Annotated in this window: 19 protein-coding genes, 17 tRNA genes, 1 pseudogene and 1 riboswitch; of the genes and pseudogenes, 7 read left to right on the top strand and 30 right to left on the bottom strand. The window is 42.6% G+C overall.

Features of this window, described 5'->3' with window-relative positions; genetic code table 11:
• Positions 1 to 26: 26 nt before the first annotated feature.
• From N8M66_RS06175 to N8M66_RS06160, 4 genes are read right to left on the bottom strand one after another with little or no spacing between them, the layout of a single operon-like run.
• Positions 27 to 1,769, bottom strand: a complete 1,743-nt coding sequence (locus tag N8M66_RS06175; protein WP_261046214.1) for an ABC transporter ATP-binding protein — start codon at positions 1,767 to 1,769, stop codon at positions 27 to 29.
• Positions 1,759 to 3,504, bottom strand: coding sequence for an ABC transporter ATP-binding protein (locus N8M66_RS06170; protein WP_261046212.1), 1,746 nt, complete (start codon positions 3,502 to 3,504; stop codon positions 1,759 to 1,761). Before N8M66_RS06170 ends, N8M66_RS06175 begins: the two co-directional genes overlap by 11 nt.
• Before the next feature lie 54 nt (positions 3,505 to 3,558).
• The gene (locus N8M66_RS06165) at positions 3,559 to 4,194 is read right to left on the bottom strand and encodes a DUF421 domain-containing protein (protein WP_261015210.1); all 636 of its coding nucleotides are present in this window, start codon (positions 4,192 to 4,194) and stop codon (positions 3,559 to 3,561) included.
• Entirely contained in the window at positions 4,191 to 4,646 is a 456-nt protein-coding gene (locus N8M66_RS06160) for a DUF3290 domain-containing protein (protein ID WP_261046210.1), read from the bottom strand. Before N8M66_RS06160 ends, N8M66_RS06165 begins: the two co-directional genes overlap by 4 nt.
• A 133-nt stretch (positions 4,647 to 4,779) precedes the next feature.
• On the opposite strand from N8M66_RS06160, the gene N8M66_RS06155 reads away from it, so the two are divergent.
• The 4 genes from N8M66_RS06155 to N8M66_RS06140 all read left to right on the top strand — a co-directional run bounded on the left by N8M66_RS06155 (position 4,780) and on the right by N8M66_RS06140 (position 8,504).
• Positions 4,780 to 5,607: an exodeoxyribonuclease III gene (locus N8M66_RS06155; RefSeq protein WP_261046209.1), complete on the top strand. Its 828-nt coding sequence runs from the start codon at positions 4,780 to 4,782 to the stop codon at positions 5,605 to 5,607.
• An 11-nt stretch (positions 5,608 to 5,618) separates the two neighbouring features.
• On the top strand, positions 5,619 to 6,005 hold the full coding sequence (locus tag N8M66_RS06150) for a bleomycin resistance protein (RefSeq protein ID WP_000386214.1): 387 nt from the start codon (positions 5,619 to 5,621) through the stop codon (positions 6,003 to 6,005).
• Between the two features lie 233 nt (positions 6,006 to 6,238).
• Positions 6,239 to 6,334: riboswitch (purine riboswitch) on the top strand.
• Positions 6,335 to 6,660: 326 nt separating this feature from the next.
• Entirely contained in the window at positions 6,661 to 7,242 is a 582-nt protein-coding gene (locus tag N8M66_RS06145) for a xanthine phosphoribosyltransferase (RefSeq protein WP_261046208.1), read from the top strand.
• Complete coding sequence (locus N8M66_RS06140; protein WP_261046207.1) at positions 7,242 to 8,504, top strand: nucleobase:cation symporter-2 family protein; 1,263 nt, start codon at positions 7,242 to 7,244, stop codon at positions 8,502 to 8,504. The genes N8M66_RS06145 and N8M66_RS06140 overlap by 1 nt, the downstream gene beginning before the upstream one ends.
• Before the next feature lie 26 nt (positions 8,505 to 8,530).
• Here the strand turns inward: N8M66_RS06140 and N8M66_RS06135 are convergent, their stop codons facing one another.
• From N8M66_RS06135 to N8M66_RS06125, 3 genes are all read right to left on the bottom strand, one after another.
• Positions 8,531 to 8,935 (bottom strand): PaaI family thioesterase, encoded by a 405-nt coding sequence (locus N8M66_RS06135; protein ID WP_000651224.1) that lies wholly within the window; start codon positions 8,933 to 8,935, stop codon positions 8,531 to 8,533.
• Positions 8,936 to 9,004: 69 nt separating this feature from the next.
• Positions 9,005 to 10,486: a UDP-glucose--hexose-1-phosphate uridylyltransferase gene (locus N8M66_RS06130; RefSeq protein WP_261046382.1), complete on the bottom strand. Its 1,482-nt coding sequence runs from the start codon at positions 10,484 to 10,486 to the stop codon at positions 9,005 to 9,007.
• A gap of 18 nt (positions 10,487 to 10,504) precedes the next feature.
• Positions 10,505 to 11,683, bottom strand: coding sequence for a galactokinase (locus N8M66_RS06125; protein WP_261046206.1), 1,179 nt, complete (start codon positions 11,681 to 11,683; stop codon positions 10,505 to 10,507).
• A 164-nt stretch (positions 11,684 to 11,847) separates the two neighbouring features.
• Between N8M66_RS06125 and galR the strand changes: the two genes are divergently transcribed.
• On the top strand, positions 11,848 to 12,852 hold the full coding sequence (galR, locus tag N8M66_RS06120) for a DNA-binding transcriptional regulator GalR (RefSeq protein WP_261046205.1): 1,005 nt from the start codon (positions 11,848 to 11,850) through the stop codon (positions 12,850 to 12,852).
• A 33-nt stretch (positions 12,853 to 12,885) separates the two neighbouring features.
• Here the strand turns inward: galR and N8M66_RS06115 are convergent, their stop codons facing one another.
• Positions 12,886 to 13,776 carry a cation diffusion facilitator family transporter gene (locus N8M66_RS06115; protein WP_000095928.1) on the bottom strand — a complete coding sequence of 297 codons (891 nt, stop codon included), beginning with the start codon at positions 13,774 to 13,776 and terminating at the stop codon, positions 12,886 to 12,888.
• 132 nt (positions 13,777 to 13,908) lie between these two features.
• On the opposite strand from N8M66_RS06115, the gene N8M66_RS06110 reads away from it, so the two are divergent.
• Entirely contained in the window at positions 13,909 to 14,445 is a 537-nt protein-coding gene (locus tag N8M66_RS06110) for a TetR/AcrR family transcriptional regulator (RefSeq protein ID WP_004235331.1), read from the top strand.
• A 137-nt stretch (positions 14,446 to 14,582) separates the two neighbouring features.
• Here the strand turns inward: N8M66_RS06110 and N8M66_RS06105 are convergent, their stop codons facing one another.
• From N8M66_RS06105 to N8M66_RS06085, 5 genes and pseudogenes are all read right to left on the bottom strand, one after another.
• Positions 14,583 to 16,103: an ABC transporter permease/substrate-binding protein gene (locus N8M66_RS06105; protein WP_084928218.1), complete on the bottom strand. Its 1,521-nt coding sequence runs from the start codon at positions 16,101 to 16,103 to the stop codon at positions 14,583 to 14,585.
• On the bottom strand, positions 16,096 to 16,824 hold the full coding sequence (locus N8M66_RS06100; protein WP_084928217.1) for an ABC transporter ATP-binding protein: 729 nt from the start codon (positions 16,822 to 16,824) through the stop codon (positions 16,096 to 16,098). Before N8M66_RS06100 ends, N8M66_RS06105 begins: the two co-directional genes overlap by 8 nt.
• A 14-nt stretch (positions 16,825 to 16,838) precedes the next feature.
• Positions 16,839 to 17,030, bottom strand: a pseudogene (locus N8M66_RS06095) (polyketide cyclase); the annotation flags it as partial.
• Positions 17,031 to 17,064: 34 nt separating this feature from the next.
• The gene (locus N8M66_RS06090; RefSeq protein WP_084950227.1) at positions 17,065 to 17,508 is read right to left on the bottom strand and encodes a MarR family winged helix-turn-helix transcriptional regulator; all 444 of its coding nucleotides are present in this window, start codon (positions 17,506 to 17,508) and stop codon (positions 17,065 to 17,067) included.
• 144 nt (positions 17,509 to 17,652) lie between these two features.
• Complete coding sequence (locus N8M66_RS06085; protein ID WP_064275733.1) at positions 17,653 to 18,846, bottom strand: O-antigen ligase family protein; 1,194 nt, start codon at positions 18,844 to 18,846, stop codon at positions 17,653 to 17,655.
• A gap of 282 nt (positions 18,847 to 19,128) precedes the next feature.
• Between N8M66_RS06085 and birA the strand changes: the two genes are divergently transcribed.
• The gene (gene birA, locus N8M66_RS06080; protein WP_261046204.1) at positions 19,129 to 20,064 is read left to right on the top strand and encodes a bifunctional biotin--[acetyl-CoA-carboxylase] ligase/biotin operon repressor BirA; all 936 of its coding nucleotides are present in this window, start codon (positions 19,129 to 19,131) and stop codon (positions 20,062 to 20,064) included.
• A 185-nt stretch (positions 20,065 to 20,249) separates the two neighbouring features.
• On the opposite strand, the gene N8M66_RS06075 is transcribed toward birA, so the two are convergent.
• The 17 genes from N8M66_RS06075 to N8M66_RS05995 form a co-directional block, all read right to left on the bottom strand.
• A tRNA-Ser gene (locus N8M66_RS06075) sits at positions 20,250 to 20,337 on the bottom strand.
• A gap of 6 nt (positions 20,338 to 20,343) precedes the next feature.
• A tRNA-Ile gene (locus tag N8M66_RS06070) sits at positions 20,344 to 20,417 on the bottom strand.
• Positions 20,418 to 20,456: 39 nt separating this feature from the next.
• Positions 20,457 to 20,527: transfer RNA gene (locus tag N8M66_RS06065), tRNA-Gly, on the bottom strand.
• 20 nt (positions 20,528 to 20,547) lie between these two features.
• Positions 20,548 to 20,620, bottom strand: a tRNA-Phe gene (locus tag N8M66_RS06060).
• A 3-nt stretch (positions 20,621 to 20,623) separates the two neighbouring features.
• Positions 20,624 to 20,697 (bottom strand) — tRNA-Met (locus N8M66_RS06055).
• Positions 20,698 to 20,707: 10 nt separating this feature from the next.
• Positions 20,708 to 20,797 (bottom strand) — tRNA-Ser (locus tag N8M66_RS06050).
• Positions 20,798 to 20,809: 12 nt separating this feature from the next.
• Positions 20,810 to 20,883, bottom strand: a tRNA-Ile gene (locus N8M66_RS06045).
• Between the two features lie 13 nt (positions 20,884 to 20,896).
• Positions 20,897 to 20,970, bottom strand: a tRNA-Met gene (locus N8M66_RS06040).
• Between the two features lie 5 nt (positions 20,971 to 20,975).
• Positions 20,976 to 21,049, bottom strand: a tRNA-Pro gene (locus N8M66_RS06035).
• Between the two features lie 15 nt (positions 21,050 to 21,064).
• Positions 21,065 to 21,138, bottom strand: a tRNA-Arg gene (locus N8M66_RS06030).
• 11 nt (positions 21,139 to 21,149) lie between these two features.
• A tRNA-Leu gene (locus N8M66_RS06025) sits at positions 21,150 to 21,235 on the bottom strand.
• Positions 21,236 to 21,242: 7 nt separating this feature from the next.
• Positions 21,243 to 21,314: transfer RNA gene (locus N8M66_RS06020), tRNA-Gly, on the bottom strand.
• Positions 21,315 to 21,336: 22 nt separating this feature from the next.
• Positions 21,337 to 21,409: transfer RNA gene (locus N8M66_RS06015), tRNA-Thr, on the bottom strand.
• A gap of 18 nt (positions 21,410 to 21,427) precedes the next feature.
• Positions 21,428 to 21,509: transfer RNA gene (locus N8M66_RS06010), tRNA-Leu, on the bottom strand.
• A gap of 5 nt (positions 21,510 to 21,514) precedes the next feature.
• Positions 21,515 to 21,587: transfer RNA gene (locus tag N8M66_RS06005), tRNA-Lys, on the bottom strand.
• 24 nt (positions 21,588 to 21,611) lie between these two features.
• A tRNA-Asp gene (locus N8M66_RS06000) sits at positions 21,612 to 21,684 on the bottom strand.
• Positions 21,685 to 21,686: 2 nt separating this feature from the next.
• Positions 21,687 to 21,759, bottom strand: a tRNA-Val gene (locus tag N8M66_RS05995).
• Positions 21,760 to 21,763 lie beyond the last annotated feature (4 nt).

Genomic DNA, 21,763 nt, shown 5'->3' with positions numbered 1-21,763 from the left:
TGGTTTGAAGAGATTTTCAAAGAGTATTAGGCCATGGCCCCTGCCTGCAAGCTATACATCTTGTGGTAGGTTCCTCCCAAGGCCAAGAGTTCCTCATGAGTTCCACTCTCGATAATGCGTCCCTTATCCAAAACATAAATACAGTTGGCGTCTTGGATGGTCGAAAGGCGGTGAGCGATGGCAATGGTTGTCCGTCCCTGTCTCATCTTAGCTAGTGAAGCTTGAACCAAACTTTCTGTTTCAGAGTCAATATTGGCTGTCGCTTCATCCAAAATCAGAATTTTAGGCTGACTGGCTACTGTTCTAGCAAAGGCCAGAAGCTGGCGCTGACCAGTAGAGAAGCTCGAACCACGCTCGGAAACAGGGGAATCATAACCCTGAGGAAGTTCTTGAATAAAGGAATCTGCATCGACAAAAGCAGCTGCAGCCTGGACCTGCTCATCACTGATTTCTTGATACATGGCAATATTGGACTTAATGGTCCCATGATAGAGGAAGGGATCCTGCAAGACCAGTCCGATGTTTTTTCTCAGCTCTTCCTGACTGTAGTTCCTGATATCCACATCATCCAAGAAAACTCGGCCTGACTGGAATTCATAAAAACGCATGAGGACATTGATAATGGAAGATTTCCCCGAACCTGTATGCCCTACAAAGGCAATGGTTTCACCCTTCTTAACCGAAAAGGAAATGTCATCCAGAATCTGGTGCTTGCCATCATACGAGAAGCACACATGTTCAAAACGGATATTGCCCTCTTGGACTTTGGCTTGCCCATCTTTTTGAAGAGGCTCATAGGTCTTCTCGTCAATCAAGGCAAAGACACGGCCTGCAGACACCATGGATGTTTGAAGGGTTGAAAAGTTTTGCGTCACCTCAATCAGGGGGTCAAAGAGACGATTGATATACTGGATAAAGGCATACATGGTTCCGGCCGTTATCCCGATAGAAAAGCCACGGTAACCAAAGTAGGCCATCAAAACGGCATAGCCTAGCAGTTTCAGCAAACTCATGGCAGGTCTCAAAAAGAGTGCATCCAAGGCTACAGAACGGTTGGCATAGACCAAGTGTTCTTGGTTGATCTCATCAAATTCTGCCTGCAGGCGCTTCTCTTGATTAAAGGCCTGGATAATCCTGATTCCCTCGATGTTTTCAGCCAGCTTGCTATTGATATCTGATAAGAGACTTCTGGTTTTCTCGATGATTTTCACTGACTTTTTCCGATAGAGATTGACCAAAAGAAAAATCAAGGGAAGAAAGAGCAGGACTAAAGCTGTCAAACGAAAATCCAACACCAACATAGTATAAAGAGTTGTCAGAAAGATGAAAACTGCTGAGATAAAGCTGGATAAAATGCCAGAAAACATATCACTGATGGTCTCGGTATCATTTGTCAAACGAGAAACGATGGAGCCTGCTGGTGTCTTATCAAAATAAGACATACCTAACTTTTCCATATTGGCAAAGGCATCGCGACGAATATCTCTGACAATACTGTAGGACACCCGCGCAAAGAGAAGATTGCCGACATACTGAACTAGAGTTTGTAGGATATAAAGGCCATAATAGGCCAGCAAAACGGTAACCGCAACTTGGTTAAGATTGCTCAGATAATGGTCGATAAAGTGGGAAGCCACGAGGGGAATGACACTTTTAATGACTGTCGTCGCTAAGAGAAAACTGAGTGCCAAAAAGGTCAGGAGGCCGTAAGGCTTGAGATAAGACATCAAGCGCTTCAATACAGCCCATTGTTCTTGCTTATTCTGCATCTTCTTCTCCTTTCATTTCCAACTGCTGAGACTGGTAGGTTTGGGCATACCAGCCATCTAACGCTAGCAGATCTTCGTGTGTACCCCGTTCGATAATCTGTCCATTTTGCAGGACTAAAATCAAATCTGCATGGACAACCGCACTGAGACGATGAGCTGTGATAATGGTTGTCTTGTCTTTGCGCGTCTCCTTGAGATTGTCGATAATCGCATACTCTGTCTTAGCATCCACAGCTGACAAGGAATCATCTAAAATCAAGATATCAGGGTCTAAAATCATAGCCCGACTCATAGCCAGACGTTGCTTTTGACCACCAGAAAGACTAACTCCCTTTTCACCAATCAACGTATCAAATCCCTGAGGCATGTCTACAATGTCTTGGTAAACTTGGGCTAGCTTAGTTGCTTCCTCGACCGCTGAAAGTGGTAAATCAGGATTGCCAAAGCGGATATTGTCTAAGATAGAGGTCGCAAAGAGAAACTGGTCCTGAGGAACATAGCCTATAAGACTGCGAAGGTCTGTCAGACAATAGTCGCGAATATCATGACCATTTAGATAAATGGCTCCTCTATCCACATCATATTCACGCAAGAGGAGCTTAATCAAGGACGTTTTCCCAGAGCCTGTCTGCCCAACCAATCCCAGAGTTTGCCCTTTTTCCAAACTAAAGTGAATATCCGTCAGTGTTTCCTCATTTTCAAAGGCAAAGCTGTCAATGGCATATTCCAAACGTCCATTTTCAATACTGTCTAGAGGAAACTCAGGGTCTTGTACAGGTGATTCCTGAGACAAAAGTTCCTCAATCCGCTGGTAAGAAACCTTCCCTCGCTGGGTAATATTAAAGAGGAAACCGATGGCCATAAGAGGCCAAACCAACATATCCAAGTAACTAATAAAGGTAACTAGATTACCAACCGTAATCTGCCCTTCCTGAACCATCAAAGAGCCTACCAGGAGCGTTAAAACATAGGAGGAACCAACAAACAAGAGAACCATGGGGTCAAAGAGGCTATCGTATTTCATGGTTTGGAGGTTCTTTTGAAAGGTCAATTCATTGACTGCCTGAAAAGACTTCAACTCGTCCGCCTGATAACCGAAAGACTTGGTCACTTTGATACCTGATACGGACTCTTGTACCTTGTTATTGAGTTCAGAAAAGGCAGCCTGCGATTCACCAAAGGCCTTGTGAGTCTTTCTTCCTAAACGACTAGTCGCATAGGCCATGAAAGGTAGGGGGAGAATGGCAACAAGAGTCATCTGCCATGAGATGCTAAAGAGCATGGTCAGCAAGGTCACTAGAGCTGTGATTGAGGCATCCACCGCAGACATGACACCACCCCCTGCGAGACGCGTCAAGGCATTGATATCATTTGTAGCGTGTGCCATCAGGTCCCCTGTACGATAGGTCTGATAAAAGGATGGAGACATTTTTGTAAAATGCTCAAACAAGCGAGAGCGCATAATCTGTCCCAGACGGTAGGAAGTCCCAAGGATATACATCCGCCAAACATAGCGCAGATAGTACATCCCAAAGGCCGCAAGAAGCAAGTAAAATAGGTCAAGAAGGAGGTCCTGCTGGGTTAATTGCCCCGATGTGATAGCATCAATGACCCGCCCCATAACCATGGGGGGAATGAGGTTGAGGACGGAAACCAAAACCAGGGCCACAATCCCGACTAGATAACGGCGTTTTTCTAACTTGAAAAACCACCAAAGTTTTTGAATAATGGACATAAAATCCCTTTCTGATTGCAAATTGAAACCTGAGGCCAAGACCCCAGGTTTTTCTTATTCATAGGTTACGACTGAGACGACACCCTTGTCATACTCAGCGATAAAGATATTGGCTACATTGTCATGCCCTTGTTTGCTGAGATTATCAAGCAACCACTCTTCGCTACGGCCAATCGATTCCAAAACATCGACTTGGATCACACCGTCAGTCACAACTGGATACTTAGGATTTTCATCTCCCATTTGGACCACGATGAGTTGGCCATTTTGCTCCTGCACAGCTCGTTTGACCTGTTTCATCTGGAAAATTCCTTGGCTACGAAGTTTGAGGGCTACATCCGATGCAGACAAGCCAACTGAACGACAGGCTTCTGGGTCAATCTTCCCATTTTTGATGAGGAGAGTTGGTTTCCCATCAATCAAGCGTTTGACAAAACGAACATTGTTGTTAAGCCATTTGAGGGTCAAGACCAAAATCGTCCACATCATCAAAATCACTGCGTATTGCAGAATACTGATTGAACTATTGTAAATCACCCCACCGATGATACCACCGAGAACATAGTTCTGAATTTGGTCTGTCGCAGAGTTAGGTGCTAGGTTTCCTTTTCCTGTCACATTGATAACAAAAACCAGCGAGAAAAGACCCAAGGCCAGTTTGATTAAAATTTCCATATAGTTGAGTGTCATTTGTTTACCTCCACCAATTCGATAGCGTCTGTTTGATGCAATTCTAATTTCTCTAAAAGATACTTGTCTGGTTGGCTCCCGTTCATGGCACGGTAGAAATCTGAACCTACCTTGACAAGCGCTCCATCAGTGGCAGCTGAAGTATTGACATAAACTTCTGATTTATCCACTCCCAAGTCTTTGGAAACAACCTCTATGAAATGAAGTGAAGTTTGAAATTGGTTGTTTGAGGCTTGATTGGTCTGGTATTTTGAAATCGTCACCAAAAGCATGGTTACCAAAGTCAAGGCCAAAATCATGACCAATTCCCGAAATTTAGTTCCCTTTTTATCTCGATAAGCCTTAAAAGCAAAAAATCCTGTGATAGCTAGGAGCACAATCCCAAAGCCAATCATGATGCTATTTTGCTGACTGATTTGGCTAAGCACATAGTCATATGAGTAAAATTTCATTTATTTTCACTCCCTTTCATATAATCATTCTTAATTATAAACGAAAGAGTCTGATTTTTCAAACCATACGTTGGGGAAATGCGTCTTTTTTTGGTATAATATAGTGTATAATCTCAATGAAAAAGGTAACTTTATGAAACTCTTATCATGGAATATTGATTCCCTCAATGCAGCTCTAACGAGCGACTCAGCTCGTGCAAAATTGTCCCAAGAAGTTCTACAAACCTTGGTAGCCGAAAATGCTGATATTATCGCTATCCAGGAAACCAAGCTTTCTGCAAAAGGGCCTACTAAGAAACACCTAGAAGTACTTGAAGAACTCTTTCCAGGCTATGAAAACACTTGGCGTTCCTCTCAAGAACCTGCCCGTAAAGGCTATGCTGGAACCATGTTCCTTTATAAGAAAGAACTTACACCTACTGTCACTTTCCCAGAAATCGGTGCTCCTTCTACCATGGACTTGGAAGGCCGCATCATCACTCTAGAATTTGATGAATTTTTCGTGACCCAAGTTTACACTCCAAACGCTGGCGACGGCCTCAAACGTTTGGAAGAACGCCAAGTCTGGGATGTCAAATATGCAGAATACTTAGCTGAACTGGACAAAGAAAAACCAGTCCTTGCGACCGGTGACTACAATGTGGCCCACAATGAGATTGACCTTGCAAATCCTGCTAGCAACCGCCGTTCACCTGGATTTACCGACGAGGAACGTGCTGGATTTACCAACCTTTTGGCAACTGGATTTACTGATACCTTCCGCCACATTCACGGCGATGTTCCCGAACGCTACACTTGGTGGGCACAACGCAGCAAGACTTCTAAAATCAACAATACAGGCTGGAGAATCGACTACTGGCTCACAAGTAACCGCGTGGCTGACAAGGTCACCAAGTCTGATATGATTGACTCCGGTGCGCGCCAAGACCACACACCCATTGTCATGGAGATTGAACTCTAAGGAGAAAGCTAATGGACTATCAAGCTGTCATTCCTGAGTTTGTAGTATCTGACATCGAAAAATCACGCCACTTCTACTGTGACCTGCTAGGATTCTCTGTCGAATACGAGCGTCCAGAGGAGAAATTTCTCTTCCTCTCGATTGAAGACTGCCAACTTATGCTAGAAGAAGGAAGCGCAGAAGAATTAGCTCAGCTGACCTATCCTTTCGGGCGCGGTGTCAATATTTCCTTTGGCATTGCAGATGTTCCTCAGCTCCACCAAAAACTGCTGGAAGCTGACTATCCTATCCATCGTCCCCTCACAAAAAGAGAATTTCGAGTAGGAGATAGCTTTATATATCCCCATGAATTTGCGATTTTGGATCCAGATGGTTATTTTTTAAGATTTAGCGAGTAGAATAATAAAGATTGGGAAAAAGTCTTTAAAGTTAGAAAAAGGCATATTGTCAGGTGTTTAAAAACCTAATAATATGCCCTTTTATGATGGAAAAACCTTCTAAATGTTAGCTAATAAGTTAATTCTTGCCCCTTTTTATGATATTTGTTCGTTTTTTAAACCAAAACACTAACAAAATATTTGATTTTTAAAGTTATTTAGTGTAAAATAAAAACATTGGCTCAAGCCTATTTAAAATTGAATATCATTTTACTTGTTTATGTCGTGAATTGGCACGACGTTTCTACAAGGTGCCGGAACACCTAACAATAAGTAAGTCAGAAGTGAGGTATGGTCGTTTTTGCCATGCCTATTTTGGGGACTTACTTAGAGATTAAGTAAGTCCTTTTTGAATATTTTTAATATTTCCATTAATTAGTGCGGACGGGAGCAACTTCCTTCGGAATTTCATCCCTAATTTTTGAGCCAAAAGTCTCAAAAATCCCGTCATAGACAATAACAAGATTATTGTCTATGATACCACTACAACGGGAAATATTTGATAAGACTCGCTTCGCTCGTAATAGTTTTATCAAATATATAGTACTAGTAAAAGGGATTACTATAGAAACATTTAAACAACAAGTAAATTGGCTTTTAGACTTTAGGAGGTCTTATGAAATTATTAGAAGAGTGCATCCTCAAGGATGGGCACATCTTGGGTGACAACATCCTCAAGGTGGATTCCTTTTTAACTCACCAAGTTGACTTTAGCTTGATGCGAGAGATTGGTAAGGTTTTTGCGGAAAAATTTACTGCTGCTGGTATTACCAAAGTCGTGACCATTGAAGCGTCAGGTATTGCCCCAGCCATTTTTACAGCTGAAGCCTTAAACATTCCCATGATTTTCGCTAAAAAAGCTAAAAACATCACTATGAACGAAGGCATCTTAACTGCCGAAGTTTACTCCTTTACCAAGCAAGTGACCAGCACCGTTTCTATCGCTGGAAAATTCCTCTCACCAGAGGACAAGGTCTTGATTATCGACGATTTCCTTGCTAACGGCCAAGCTGCTAAAGGCTTGATTCAAATCATCGAACAGGCTGGAGCCACAGTTGAAGCTATCGGGATCGTGATTGAAAAATCTTTCCAAGATGGCCGTGATTTGCTTGAAAAAGCAGGTTACCCTGTTCTATCACTCGCTCGTTTGGATCGTTTTGAAAATGGTCAGGTCGTATTTAAGGAGGCAGATCTCTAATGCAAACTCAAGAAAAACACTCGCAAGCAGCCGTTCTTGGCTTGCAGCACTTACTAGCCATGTACTCAGGATCCATCCTGGTTCCTATCATGATTGCGACAGCTCTTGGCTATTCAGCTGAGCAGTTGACCTACCTGATCTCTACAGATATCTTCATGTGTGGGGTGGCAACCTTCCTCCAACTCCAACTCAACAAATACTTTGGAATTGGACTACCAGTCGTTCTCGGAGTTGCCTTCCAGTCGGTCGCTCCTTTGATTATGATTGGGCAAAGCCATGGTAGTGGTGCTATGTTTGGTGCCCTTATTGCATCAGGGATTTACGTAGTTCTTGTTTCAGGCATCTTCTCAAAAGTAGCCAATCTCTTCCCATCTATCGTAACAGGCTCTGTTATTACCACGATTGGTTTAACCTTGATTCCTGTCGCTATTGGAAATATGGGAAATAACGTTCCAGAGCCAACTGGTCAAAGTCTCTTACTTGCAGCTATCACTGTTCTGATTATCCTCTTGATTAACATCTTTACCAAAGGATTTATCAAGTCTATCTCTATTTTGATTGGCCTGGTTGTCGGAACTGCCATCGCTGCTAGCATGGGCTTGGTAGACTTCTCTCCTGTTGCTGCAGCACCTCTTGTCCATGTCCCAACTCCTCTCTACTTTGGGATGCCAACCTTTGAAATCTCATCGATTGTCATGATGTGTATCATTGCAACGGTATCTATGGTTGAGTCAACAGGTGTTTACCTAGCCTTGTCTGATATCACAAAAGATCCAATCGACAGCACGCGCCTTCGCAACGGTTACCGTGCAGAAGGTTTGGCCGTTCTTCTCGGAGGAATCTTTAACACCTTCCCTTACACAGGATTTTCACAAAACGTTGGTCTGGTTAAATTATCAGGTATCAAGAAACGCCTGCCAATCTACTACGCAGCTGGGTTCCTCATTCTCCTTGGACTCCTTCCTAAGTTTGGCGCCCTTGCCCAAATCATTCCGAGCCCTGTTCTCGGTGGTGCCATGCTAGTGATGTTTGGTTTTGTATCGATTCAAGGGATGCAAATCCTCGCTCGTGTTGACTTTGCTAACAATGAACACAACTTCCTTATCGCAGCTGTTTCAATCGCTGCAGGTGTCGGTCTCAATAACAGTAATCTCTTCATCAGCATGCCGACAGCCTTCCAAATGTTCTTCTCAAACGGAATCGTCGTAGCCAGCCTCCTCGCCATTGTCCTCAATGCCGTATTAAATCATAAAAAGAAATAAGAAAAAGAGGTGTAGACCTCTTTTTTCTATATCCTTACCTGTCTTTCTTCTGACCTCTGGCCTGTGACAAACATGGTAAAGGTTGCTTTGCAGACATTTCTGCCTTCTTGATTGGTGATATCCACATCCACCACACAGGTTGTGCGTCCTTGGTGGACACATTCTCCTTTAATGGTCAGCACATCGTCGAGTTTTCCTGCTTTGAGGTAGTTGATAGAAGACTGGAGCGTCACTCCATCAAGCCCCAGAGATATGACCACCAAACCACTGATCTGGTCGCAAAGGGTAAAGAGATAGCCACCATGGGCATTGCCATAGTAGTTGAGAGACGAGTCCACTACTTTGGTCGTCACCACAACGTGACCATCTCTCATTTGTTCAATTTCGTAATTTTCAAAGGCAGATATAGCGTCAAAATGAAAGTCTTTCATCGTTTCCTCCTGATATTTCAAACGACACTATGATACTACTTTTTATAGGACTGTGCAAGGAGAAAGCTCCTAGTCTGGCAAAATTCCGACCTGCTCCACAAAGCGCATAAAGGCTGCCTGTCCTTGTTCTGTCTGCTTGTAGACTCCTGCGTCCTCAAGCACACGCGCAAAGATAGCACCAACAGAGTCCTTGACGATTTCAAGGGCTTTTTCTTTATCTGTTAGGGCTGGATATTGGGCTCTAAGTTGGTCTGCCCATTCCTGATGATAATCGGAAACTGTAACAGCTTCTCCCACGAGATAGCTAGCGACTTGCTCCACTTCTTCTTTCAGACGTGGTGGCAAGATTGCCAAGCCCATGACCTCAATCAAGCCGATATTTTCCTTCTTGATATGTTGGACATCCTTGTGAGGATGATAGATGCCATCAGGATGTTCTGCAGAAATCTGATTGTCCCTCAAGACCAAGTCCAACTCAAATTGTCCATTACGTTTACGAGCAATTGGTGTGATGGTGTGATGCAGTGTCTCGTCTGTCTCTGCCAAAATCTGCACTGCAGAATCTGAATACTGACGCCATTCCTGCAAAATCTTGTCAGCTAAGTTGATCAAATCTTCTTTGGAATCCGAAGTCAAACGCAATACTGACATTGGCCATTTGACAATGCCAGCCTTGACCTGCTCAAAACCAGCAAATAGGAAGGTCTTTTGCAAGGGAGCCAATTCCATAGGAAATACGTGCCGGCCTCCCTGATAGTGATCATGAGTCAGAATAGAGCCTCCCACGATTGGCAGGTCGGCATTAGAGCCTGCAAAATATCCTGGAAACTGCTCTACGATAGCAAGCAGACGTTCAAAGCTCTGACGACTAATGGCCATGGGACGATGCTGGCCATCTAAGAAAATACAATGCTCATTAAAGTAAGCATAGGGCGAATACTGGAAGCCCCACTCCTGACCAGCCATTTCAAAACGGATAATACGGTGGTTGCTGCGAGCTGGGTGGTTAACTCGACCATGGTAGCCCTCATTCTCTAGACAAAGCTGACACTGGGGATAATTGCTAGCTTGCACCAACTTGGCTGCCGCAATCTCTTTGGGATCCTTTTCAGGCTTAGAGAGGTTGATGGTAATTTCAAGTTCACCGTAATCAGACAGAACACGATAAGCGATATTTTTAGCAATGGCCTTGAGTTTAATGTAGTCATTCTTCTGACTGAGTTGGTAGAAATCCGCTATCGCTTGCTCAGGAGACTGGGCGTAGGTTGCCCAAAAGTCACGATTAATCTGACTCGGACAAGGAGTCACCAAGTCCATCAGTTCAGCACCAAGGATTTCACGCGCAGTCTGACTATCCTCAATCGTCTCTAATCGAACGGCTTCCTCAACCAGCTGGTCCTTGAGGTCAATCACTTTATCCAGATCAGTCTCAACTTCCAAAACACCGTCTCCCACTCGTGCCAAGACACGATTGGTCAGGTAGATTCGATCCATTTCCTCAAATGAACTTTCAGAAATGACATGTGTTACAAATTTATCTACTAAGGTCACCATAAAGCCTCCTTTTGACTAGTCAAGGACGCGAGTGCCACCTGCAACTTCAGCAATATAGAAGCTTGGAGCGTATCCAATTACTTCCTCGTAGTGTTTGCCAACAGCTTCCTTAAAGGCATCAACAGCATCTTTTTGCACCAAGGCAATGGCACATCCGCCAAAACCTGCCCCTGTCATACGAGCACCGAGAACACCTTCTTGTGCCCAAGCTGTGTGAACAAGGGTATCCAATTCCAAACCAGTTACTTCATAGTCATGCTCAAGAGAAATGTGTGACGCATTCATCAAACGACCAAATGTTTTCAAATCTCCTACTTGAAGGGCTGCTTGAGCTTTGAGGGTACGTTGGTTTTCAAGCACAGCATGGCGAGCACGTTTCAAACGATTTTCATCTTTAATCAGATAGCTATATTGGTCAAAGGCCCACTCATCCAATTCACCCAAGGTCTGAATATCTAAGGCTGCTTGCAATTCTTCCACTGCTTTTTCACATTCAGCACGGCGTTCATTGTATTTAGAGTCCGCCAATTCACGGCGTTTATTGGTATTCATAATAACAACGACATTATCCTTCAAATCAAGTGGCACCAAGTCATACTCTAAAGTGTTAGTATCTAAGTAAATAGCACGTTGGTCAGCTCCCATACCAATAGCAAATTGGTCCATAATACCAGAGTTGACTCCGATAAAGTTGTTTTCTGTTTGTTTTCCGATTTTAACCAAATCCAAACGGTCTAGTTTTAAACCAAAGAGATACTCTGCAACGACCCCTGTCAATAGTTCCAAGGACGCTGATGAAGACAAGCCAGCACCATTTGGGATATTCCCATAAACATAAAAATCAAAACCTTTGTCAATCACGTGTCCAGCTTCTTGCAAGAAATGAAGAACCCCTTTTGGATAGTTGGTCCAGCTATGCTCTTTTTCAAACTTGAGGTCAGCTAGAGGCACTTCGATAATTCCCTTGTCCTCAAAGTTGGCTGAGTAGAAACGCAAGACTTGGTCGTCACGCTTACGAGCTGCACCGTAAGTTCCTAAGGAAATGGCTGCTGGAAATACATGTCCACCATTATAGTCTGTGTGCTCACCAATCAAGTTGATACGACCTGGTGAAAAGAAGGTTTGGTCTGCTTCTTGACCAAAAACAGCAAGAAAATCTTTACGAAGTGCTTCTGCAGTAAGATGTTGTGACATATGAATTCTCCTTTGACTGTCCGTTAAGTCACCTTAACATGTAATCGTTTTCTTCTATTGTATACAAGGGATTTTCCAAGGTCAATCCTTTTTACTAAAATTTTACTAAACTATCAGTAAAAAGCAGAAAAATATGATATACTAACCTAAAAGGAGGAGGATTTATGGCTACCTTAAAAGACATTGCACAGCTAGCCTCTGTCTCTATCGCGACCGTATCCCGTGTCCTCAATCGCGACCAGAGCCTATCTGTCACAGAAGAAACCAGACACCGTATTTTAACCGTTGCTGAAGAGCTGGGCTACACTAAGCATCTCAAGACAGGCGAGTCCCACAAGCCCAAGCAAAAGATTGCCATTATCCAATGGGTCAGCGAACAAGGGGAGCTAGACGACCTCTACTACTACCAGATTCGCCTAGGCATAGAAAAAAGAGCCCAAGAACTGGACTATGATATCTTACGCTATTTTAATGACCATCCTTTTACCCTAAGCGAGGAAGTGATTGGGATTCTCTGCATCGGAAAGTTTAGTCGAGCTCAGATTTCTGCCTTTGAAGAATACCAAAAGCCTCTTGTCTTTCTAGACAGTGATACACTTTCCCTGGGACACACCTGCATTATCACGGACTTTTACACTGCCATGAAACAGGTTGTCGATTATTTCCTCAGCCAAGGATTGAATCGTATCGGAATTTTAACCGGCCTTGAGGAAACAACTGACCAAGAAGAAATCATTGAGGACAAGCGACTTGAAAATTTTAAGAACTACAGTCAAACAAAAGGAATCTATCATGATGAACTGGTCTTTCAAGGAAGCTTTACTGCCCAGTCTGGCTATGACTTGATGAAGGAAGCCATTCAGAGCTTGGGAGACCAACTCCCACCAGCATTTTTCGCAGCTAGCGATAGTTTAGCTATCGGTGCCCTCCGTGCCCTCCAAGAAGCTGGAATCAGCCTGCCAGACCGCGTCAGCCTTATTTCCTTTAACGATACCAGCCTGACCAAGCAGGTCTATCCTCCCCTCTCCAGCATCACCGTCTATACCGAAGAAATGGGCCGAGCAGGCATGGATATTCTTAACAAGGAAGTCCTCCACGGTCGCAAAATCCCTAGCCTAACCATGCTGGGAACCAGACTGACATTGAGAGAAAGTACAAGGAATGAATAGGATAACAAAACGACCTCTAGCGAGGTCGCTTTTCTAATGATGATGCCCATGCTTCTGCTCTAATTCTCTCACCCTCCGCTTATGTTGCGCATGATTGCTTTGACTGCTATCTACTTCAATAGTGATATTCTGCACGCCTCTTTCTTCTAAACATTGACGCACCACTTCTTTGGTTTCCATCATCTGTTCCCAGTCCTTGATACAAATGTGAACAATAGCATTATTCTCTAGACCATCCATGGACCAAATGCTAAGTTGATTGACACTGTTGACATTGGGTAGAGCCTCTAAATCCTTCTCCAAATCACTTGTCTCGACTCCTTCTGGCACAGCATCTAGGAAAATTTTCAGTGCGCTCCAAAAGCGAGGAATGGCTTTCGACAGAATAAAGATAGAAATAACTAGTGATAAAAGCGGATCGAGGATATACCAGTCCGTAAATCGAAGAATAATCGCCATTAGAATGACGGCCAACCAACCAAGAGTGTCTTCCAAAAAATGCAGGCTAAGAATTGACTCGTTCTTTGTTTTCCCCTTACGAACTACCAGACTTGCTAGCACATTAATGGCTACTGCAATGATTCCCAGCCAGAGGATGCCTTCCTCATTGACGGGTTGCGGGTGAACAATCTTTGTGACATTTTCCAAGATCACTAGGACAGACCCTATCATAAGAATCACAGCCGTTAGCATGGCTCCTAAAAGACTAAAACGTTTGTAACCCAAGGTGTACTGTCTATCTTCTTCACGGTTTGAAATTGTTTCTAAAAGGGCTGAGATGCCAATGGCTATAGCATCTCCCAAGTCATGAACGGAATCAGCAAGAACTGCACTCGAACCAAAGATTCCTCCTGCGATAAACTCAACAATCGCATAGCTTAAATTTAAGAAAAAAGCTAACCAGATAGATGTTTTAGAACTCATTTCTCTCCCTCCTTTGGTATAATGGGTATATACATACTTCTTTCATTTGTATTATCTAATAAAATTCAAAGAAAGGATAGAAGCAAACTGTCAGCCATGTTCAGTTCTGAACAGTTTGTCTCAAGTGTCTACATGCCAAAAAGAGACCGTCGAGTCAGCAAGACGAAAAAAGCCATCTATCAAGCTTTTTTACAACTTTTGAACGACAAAGGCTATGATGCCACTACTGTTCAGGATATCATTGACCTAGCAGATGTTGGGCGTTCTACTTTTTACTGTCACTATGAAAGCAAGGAACTCCTTTTAGATGAGCTCTGTCGCTACCTCTTTCATCATCTCTTTGAAAGGGAAGGACACTTTACTACCGAGGACTACCTCGCACATATCTTTTTACATTTTCAGAAAAACCAGGACCATGTTACCAGTCTGCTATTTTCCAAAAATGACTACTTCCTCCGTCAACTCCATAAAGAGCTAGAACACCATGTCTATCCCATGTTGGCTGATGAGTTAAAAGAAGCCCACACTAATCTGCCTACTTCTTACCTCCAACACTTGGTCGTGTCCAACTTTATCGAGACATTGACCTGGTGGCTCAAAAAAGGACAAGACTTTACATACCAGGAAGTTGTCCAGTTTTATCTAGACCTTCTCATTCCTAAAAATTGAATACAGAGTAGAGCTCAGTTGCCTTATTTCTAGGCTACTGAGTTTTTATCTTTTCAACAATCAAAAAAGCCCAGACAACATTGTCTGAGCAGTTTTCTATATGGTCGTTTAACAAAGTTGAGTTTGACATTTTCAAACTATTTCTTCAACAAACCTTGTTCTTGTAGAAACTCTTTGGCTACTTGTTCTGCTGACTTGCCTTCAACACCGACTTGATAGTTAAGCTGGCTCATCTGGCTTTCAGTAATTTTACCAGCCAATTTATTGAGAACTGTTTCCAACTCTGGATGTTTCTTGAGAAGAGCTTCTTTCATCAGTGGAGCTCCTTGATAAGGTGGGAAGAGTTGCTTGTCATCTTCCAAGACCTGCAAATCATAACGCGCCAATTCCGCATCAGTCGAATAGGCGTCCGTGATTTGAATATCACCTGACTGAATAGCCTGATAGCGAAGGGCTGGTTCCATCGTAGCTACATTGAGATTGAGACCATACATTGATTGTAAGCCCTTATTGCCATCTTCACGGTCATTAAATTCGAGAGTAAAGCCAGCTTTCAACTGTCCTTCTACTTTTTTCAAGTCCGAAATGGTCTTCAAGCCATATTCTTGAGCAATCTTTTTCGGAACAGCCACAGCGTAGGTATTTTGATAAGACATAGGTTTGAGATAGGCTAGACGATCCTGTTTGGCAATACCATCACGCGCTACCTGATAAACCTGCTCTGGCTCATGACTCACTTTAGGTGATGGCTGAAGCAAGCTTTCAGTCACCGTACCTGTAAATTCAGGATAAATATCAATATCACCTTTTTTCAGAGCTTCATAGAGAAAGCTTGTTTTCCCAAAATTTGGTTTAACAGTCGCAGTCATACTGGTATTTTCTTCAATTAGCAACTTATACATATTAGCTAAAATTTCTGGTTCCGGTCCCAATTTTCCAGCAATAACCAAATTTTCCTTCTCTTTTTGAGCCAAGAGGGCTGGACTATAAGACAAACCAAGCAATATTGTCACCAAGGCAAAACCAGAAAAAATCGTCCGTAATTTTGCCTTTTCCATCACTTTTAGTAGGAAGTTAAAGGCAATGGCAAGCACTGCAGAAGAAAGGGCCCCAATCAAAATCAGACTGGCATTATTACGGTCAATTCCCAAAAGGATAAAGGAACCCAGTCCCCCTGCACCAATCAAGGCAGCCAAGGTTGCCGTACCGATAATCAAGACCGCTGCCGTCCGAATCCCAGACATCATAACAGGCATAGCAAGTGGAATTTCGAATTTCTTGAGACGTTCCCACCTAGTCATCCCAAAGGCAATCCCAGCCTCTTGTAGACTTGGATCAATTCCCTTGAGTCCAGTGATGGTATTTTGCAAAATCGGAAAGATCGCATAGATCACTAGAGCTGTCAAAGCTGGTAAGGTCCCAATTCCCATCAAGGGGATAAAGAGCCCCAGCAAGGCCAGAGACGGGATGGTCTGAAAAATCCCTGCAATCTGCAAGACCCAATCCGCCATCTTCTCATGATAGCGAAGATAAACAGCCAAGGGAATCGCGATAAAGATAGCTAGTAACAAGGTCAATAGCGACAACTGTAAATGTTGAGATAGAGCTGTCAACCAATCACTAAAACGATCCTGAAAAGTTGCAATTAAATTAGTCATGAACACTACCTCCAAACAAGTCTGCTACAAATTCTGTTGCAGGGGCTTTTAAAATGGTCTCGGGATTCGCTACCTGGCGAATCTCTCCATCCTGCAAGACAGCAATACGGTCTGCCAATTTCAAGGCTTCATCCGTATCATGGGTCACAAAAATCGTTGTCATCCCAAACTCTTTATGCAATTCTTTCGTCAGAACCTGCAACTGTTTGCGAGAAATAGCATCCAAGGCTGAAAAAGGTTCATCCATGAGGAGAATCTTAGGCTGACCAATCATAGCACGAACAATACCGACCCGTTGCTGTTCTCCACCAGATAATTCATTAGGAAGTCGATGTCCATACTCAGCCACTGGTAAACCAACCTTAGCCAAAAGCTCTTCTGTTTTCTGAGCAATTTCTTCCTTAGTCCATCCCTTCATCTCAGGAATCAGGGCAATATTTTCCGCAACCGTTAGATTTGGAAAGAGAGCAATGGCCTGTAAAACATAACCAGTAGAGAGACGAAGTTCACGCTCATCATAATCTTTGATGCGCTTGCCATCCATATAAATATTTCCATCAGTTGGTTCCAAGAGGCGGTTGACCATCTTAATCATGGTTGTCTTACCTGAGCCAGATGGACCAACTAAAACCATAAACTCGCCATTCTCAATCCGTAAATTGACATCTCTTAAGACATCTTTTTCTGTGTAACGTAAAGCTACATTTTTGTATTCAATCATTCTGTATCCTCAATTTAAAACTTGCCTCGATTGGTCAATTCTTCTACCCTAGGCATAACTTCTTTATTATTCCAATGCTCCACAATTTTCCCGTTTTCTAGACGGAAGATACCGTACTGGGCATAAGCAACCCCATCAATCTGAGTCTGACCATAGCTAACCACATAGTTTCCTTGTCCTAAGAGTTAGAAAACAAAGTCAAAAGTGGCCTTTACTTATAAACAGCTAATTTGCTCCATTTTAAACCTCATTTTCCTTCTCTTTCAGATTAGCCAAAATTCTTTCTTGAAAGGCTTCAAACTGCCGAATTTCTTCCTCTGAAAATCCTTTGTAAAAGATCGTATCCAATTTCTGACTGACACGATGTCCCACTTCTTTCTGGGACTGCCCCAAATCTGTTAAAACTAGATACTTCTTACGCTTGTCTTCCCCGCATGGACTAACAGTTACAAGATTTTGTTCCTCTAGCTTTTTTATCATAGTTGTTAGCGTATTATTAGCAAGCCCAGTCGCAAGCGCAATATCTGTTGCAGTTGCACAGCCAGTTTCACTATTCCATAAAACCGCTAAAATCTTGCCCTGCTCACTCCGATAAAGAGCTTCAGGGTCTTGGCTCAGTAACTTTTGAAAAATCCGCCCATTCAACAAACGAATATGATGGGCTAGCAAATGACTATCCTTCATAACACCTCCAATTTATTTCGATATCGAAAAGAATAAAACAATTGTAACACTCATCGTTCTAACTGTCAACTATTTCGATTTGGAAATAATTTTTCCCAGTAAAAAAATCTCCTACCCAAGATAGAAGATTTTAATCTTATAAACTTAATCCGTCATGTCCGATACCAAAGTTCGATGCTCCAACGGAATACTGCACATAACTAGTAAGAAAATGAAACCTGACTGAATCCAGAAGAGGGCCAAGTCAAAAATTCCATGTACAGCAACCACTGTAAGGAAAGACAGATAAAGACCGATAATCGGACGTTTCCCCGACTCCTGACTCATATCCATCATCAATCGAACAGGAGCAACAGAAGACAAAACTAATAAAATAGTCCCCACAATTCCGTAACTCAGAATCGTATCGATATATAGACTGTGAGCATGTTCATGATAAGGAGCATTTATCCTAGGATAAGAGTGCATGTAGGTCAATGGCCCCTCACCCCAAAAAGGATTTTGCTTAAACAAGGCCATCCCAGCATCCCAGATAGAAATGCGCTCTTCCATAGAAGAATCCAAAGTCCCCATCCGAACTCCCAAATCACTAGAAAAGAGGAAACTCAAGCCAATCGCGAAGACCCCAATACTAAGCCAAAAGGCCTTCCAGTTTTTAATGGTCGTAAAGAGATAGATGATTGCTCCAGCGATAATAGCAGGAAAGGCAGTTCGATTTTGAGTAAAGTTCAAACCAAAGAGATTAACAAAACCTGCAATCACACAGAATACTTTCAACCAATTCAACTTGGTCGTTGTAAACAGATAGAAGGCAATCATGATACAGAAACAACAAATAATTCCATAATAATTAGGATTAAAGAAGGTCACTTCTGCTCTATTCTGATGCCAGACCTGCATATTGGGTGAAAGAAAAGCATAGTTGAATTTCTTCACAATTTGGAAATGCTCTAAACTCGCAAAAGCAGCTGACAAAACGCTACCAAACAAGACGAGCTGCAAAATCAATCGAAAGAATTTATGTGATAAAATCGACTGATAATGCAAAAAGAAAACAGTAAATAGAAAAATTCCTACTGAAGCCACAACTCCCATCCAATTTTGTGCAAAAACGGATATAACAGTACTATAGCCAAGAAAAAGAAGTAGCATCGGATGCTCCCCCATTTTCTGAAGAATACTTTTCATGTCTCCTGTGAAAATTAAACTGATAATATATAAACAGAATACAACTACAAAAAGATAAAAGGGTAAAAAGATACTCAGGATAATTCCCAATAAAATCAGCTCTTTACTAGACAACCCTTTCAGCTTTTCAATAAAGCCTATTGATTTCAAAATGAATCCTTTCTCTCCAAATCAGTTGATTCAGATAATAGTAAGCTACCCTTTATTGTACCACTTTTTTAGCAATTTGAAAACAAAGGAAACGTTTACTAGGTAAAAAAGGGAGCAAAAATACTGATATTTCAAAACTCAAACTTAATGACTAGATTTACTATAAGAAAATCATACCGTAAAGACTAGGTATATGTTAAAATAGTAGTAATATAATAAGGTTTTGACCAATTATCCAAACTATATTTAAATCATTTACAATTCCTAAAGAAAGGAAACACTATGAAATCTTACCAAGCCGTCTACCAAATTCTAGCTAAAGAAATCGACTATGTCAGCGGAGAAAAAATCGCAGAAGAACTATCACTAAGCCGAACATCAATTTGGAAAGCCATCAAGCGTCTAGAACAAGAAGGCATTGAAATTGATAGTATCAAAAACAAAGGCTATAAACTGGTGAACGGAGACCTTATTCTTCCAGAACTTCTAGAACAAAATCTTCCAATTAAAATCAGTTTTAAACCCGAAACAAGATCAACACAACTCGATGCAAAAGAAGCAATTGATTTAGGAAATGAAGCAAACACCCTCTATCTAGCTTCCTATCAAACAGCTGGCCGAGGCCGTTTTCAACGTTCTTTCTACTCACCCCAAGGTGGCATTTATATGACACTCCATCTTAAACCCAATCTCCCCTATGACCAATTACCATCCTACACACTACTTGTAGCAGGAGCTATCTACAAAGCCATTAAGAACCTAACATTAATAGATGTCGACATAAAATGGGTCAATGATATCTACCTCAAAAATCATAAAATTGGAGGAATCCTTACTGAAGCAATGACGTCTGTAGAAACTGGCTTAGTCACAGATATCATTATTGGAGTAGGAATCAACTTCGCTATTAATGATTTCCCACAAGAATTAAAAGAAAAAGCTGCTAGCTTATTTAAAACTACAGCTCCAATAACAAGGAATGAATTAATCATAGAAATCTGGCGTGCTTTCTTCGAAACACCAGCAGATGAGTTATTATACCTCTATAAAAAACAGTCATTTGTTCTTGGAAAAGAAGTTACTTTCACACTGGATCAAAAAGACTACAAAGGACTTGCTAAAGACATCTCAGAAAATGGAAAACTTTTAGTTCAATGTGATAACGGAAAAGAAATCTGGCTCAATAGCGGAGAAATTTCACTCAAGAGTTGGAAGTAATAATAAACTAGCACAACCATAAAATCGACAATATATAAAGATTTTAGCTTTTCTGCAGCCCACTACAGTTGACAAAGAGCCCAAAAAAACTTCAGATAAGTAATCCAATTAAGTTTTACAAATCTGAAGTTTTTATTCTACTATTCTTAAAAATACAAAAAAAGAGTTATAAACTCTCAATAAAACGGAGAATAAGGGATTCGAACCCTTGCGCCAGTTACCCGACCTAACGATTTAGCAAACCGTCCTCTTCAGCCTCTTGAGTAATTCTCCTATTAATGGGCACGAGTGGACTCGAACCACCGACCTCACGCTTATCAGGCGTGCGCTCTAACCACCTGAGCTACGCGCCCAAGTTAAAAACTTGGTAATGTAATTTGAACAAAGTTCAAAGCGGGTGACGAGAATCGAACTCGCGACAACAGCTTGGAAGGCTGTAGTTTTACCACTAAACTACACCCGCATAAATACTATAAATAAAAATGGCGCGAGACGGAATCGAACCGCCGACACATGGAGCTTCAATCCATTGCTCTACCAACTGAGCTACCGAGCCTTATTGCGGGAGCAGGATTTGAACCTACGACCTTCGGGTTATGAGCCCGACGAGCTACCGAGCTGCTCCATCCCGCGTTAATACAAAAGGAGGATGTGGGATTCGAACCCACGCACGCTTTTACACGCCTGACGGTTTTCAAGACCGTTCCCTTCAGCCGGACTTGGGTAATCCTCCATATTATTTAAATGGACCTTGTAGGACTTGAACCTACGACCACTCGGTTATGAGCCGAGAGCTCTAACCAGCTGAGCTAAAGGTCCAACAAGATCATTATAGCGGCGAAGGGGATCGAACCCCCGACCTCCCGGGTATGAACCGGACGCTCTAGCCAGCTGAGCTACACCGCCATATATCGGGAAGACAGGATTCGAACCTGCGACACCTTGGTCCCAAACCAAGTACTCTACCAAGCTGAGCTACTTCCCGAGTTAAATAGAAAAATGCACCCTAGAGGAGTCGAACCTCTAACCGCCTGATTCGTAGTCAGGTACTCTATCCAGTTGAGCTAAGGGTGCTCATTATATTATGCCGAGGACCGGAATCGAACCGGTACGATCGTTACCAATCGCAGGATTTTAAGTCCTGTGCGTCTGCCAGTTCCGCCACCCCGGCCTCTCTAAGCGAACGACGGGATTCGAACCCGCGACCCCCACCTTGGCAAGGTGGTGTTCTACCACTGAACTACGTTCGCACTGTTTTCTTCTATCTAAAAATGCCGGCTACATGACTTGAACACGCGACCCTCTGATTACAAATCAGATGCTCTACCAACTGAGCTAAGCCGGCTCATTTATTATATCTTAATGCGGGTTAAGGGACTTGAACCCCCACGCCGTTAAGCGCCAGATCCTAAATCTGGTGCGTCTGCCAATTCCGCCAAACCCGCATATATGACCCGTACTGGGCTCGAACCAGTGACCCATTGATTAAAAGTCAATTGCTCTACCAACTGAGCTAACGAGTCTAAAATAACTTACGTTATCTTAAACGGTCCCGACGGGAATCGAACCCGCGATCTTCGCCGTGACAGGGCGACGTGATAACCGCTACACTACGGGACCTTTGGGAGTTAACGGGATCGAACCGCTGACCCTCTGCTTGTAAGGCAGATGCTCTCCCAGCTGAGCTAAACTCCCTAGA

Source organism: Streptococcus mitis, assembly GCF_946188585.1.
Classification (GTDB): domain Bacteria; phylum Bacillota; class Bacilli; order Lactobacillales; family Streptococcaceae; genus Streptococcus; species Streptococcus mitis_DG.
The sequence above is the reverse complement of the archived record's forward strand: the minus strand, read 5'-3'. Positions and strand labels throughout refer to the sequence as shown.

What these genes read in the sequence shown, in the direction of transcription:
- N8M66_RS06090 (WP_084950227.1), bottom strand. Translation starts at nt 17,508, where the DNA reads ATGAAGGATAGTCATTTGCTAGCCCATCATATTCGTTTGTTGAATGGG.
- N8M66_RS06150 (WP_000386214.1), top strand. Translation starts at nt 5,619, where the DNA reads ATGGACTATCAAGCTGTCATTCCTGAGTTTGTAGTATCTGACATCGAA.
- N8M66_RS06175 (WP_261046214.1), bottom strand. Translation starts at nt 1,769, where the DNA reads ATGCAGAATAAGCAAGAACAATGGGCTGTATTGAAGCGCTTGATGTCT.
- N8M66_RS06145 (WP_261046208.1), top strand. Translation starts at nt 6,661, where the DNA reads ATGAAATTATTAGAAGAGTGCATCCTCAAGGATGGGCACATCTTGGGT.
- N8M66_RS06155 (WP_261046209.1), top strand. Translation starts at nt 4,780, where the DNA reads ATGAAACTCTTATCATGGAATATTGATTCCCTCAATGCAGCTCTAACG.
- N8M66_RS06135 (WP_000651224.1), bottom strand. Translation starts at nt 8,935, where the DNA reads ATGAAAGACTTTCATTTTGACGCTATATCTGCCTTTGAAAATTACGAA.
- birA (WP_261046204.1), top strand. Translation starts at nt 19,129, where the DNA reads ATGAAATCTTACCAAGCCGTCTACCAAATTCTAGCTAAAGAAATCGAC.
- N8M66_RS06110 (WP_004235331.1), top strand. Translation starts at nt 13,909, where the DNA reads ATGCCAAAAAGAGACCGTCGAGTCAGCAAGACGAAAAAAGCCATCTAT.
- N8M66_RS06105 (WP_084928218.1), bottom strand. Translation starts at nt 16,103, where the DNA reads ATGACTAATTTAATTGCAACTTTTCAGGATCGTTTTAGTGATTGGTTG.
- N8M66_RS06165 (WP_261015210.1), bottom strand. Translation starts at nt 4,194, where the DNA reads ATGACACTCAACTATATGGAAATTTTAATCAAACTGGCCTTGGGTCTT.
- N8M66_RS06100 (WP_084928217.1), bottom strand. Translation starts at nt 16,824, where the DNA reads ATGATTGAATACAAAAATGTAGCTTTACGTTACACAGAAAAAGATGTC.
- N8M66_RS06160 (WP_261046210.1), bottom strand. Translation starts at nt 4,646, where the DNA reads ATGAAATTTTACTCATATGACTATGTGCTTAGCCAAATCAGTCAGCAA.
- N8M66_RS06115 (WP_000095928.1), bottom strand. Translation starts at nt 13,776, where the DNA reads ATGAGTTCTAAAACATCTATCTGGTTAGCTTTTTTCTTAAATTTAAGC.
- N8M66_RS06140 (WP_261046207.1), top strand. Translation starts at nt 7,242, where the DNA reads ATGCAAACTCAAGAAAAACACTCGCAAGCAGCCGTTCTTGGCTTGCAG.
- N8M66_RS06170 (WP_261046212.1), bottom strand. Translation starts at nt 3,504, where the DNA reads ATGTCCATTATTCAAAAACTTTGGTGGTTTTTCAAGTTAGAAAAACGC.
- N8M66_RS06125 (WP_261046206.1), bottom strand. Translation starts at nt 11,683, where the DNA reads ATGTCACAACATCTTACTGCAGAAGCACTTCGTAAAGATTTTCTTGCT.
- galR (WP_261046205.1), top strand. Translation starts at nt 11,848, where the DNA reads ATGGCTACCTTAAAAGACATTGCACAGCTAGCCTCTGTCTCTATCGCG.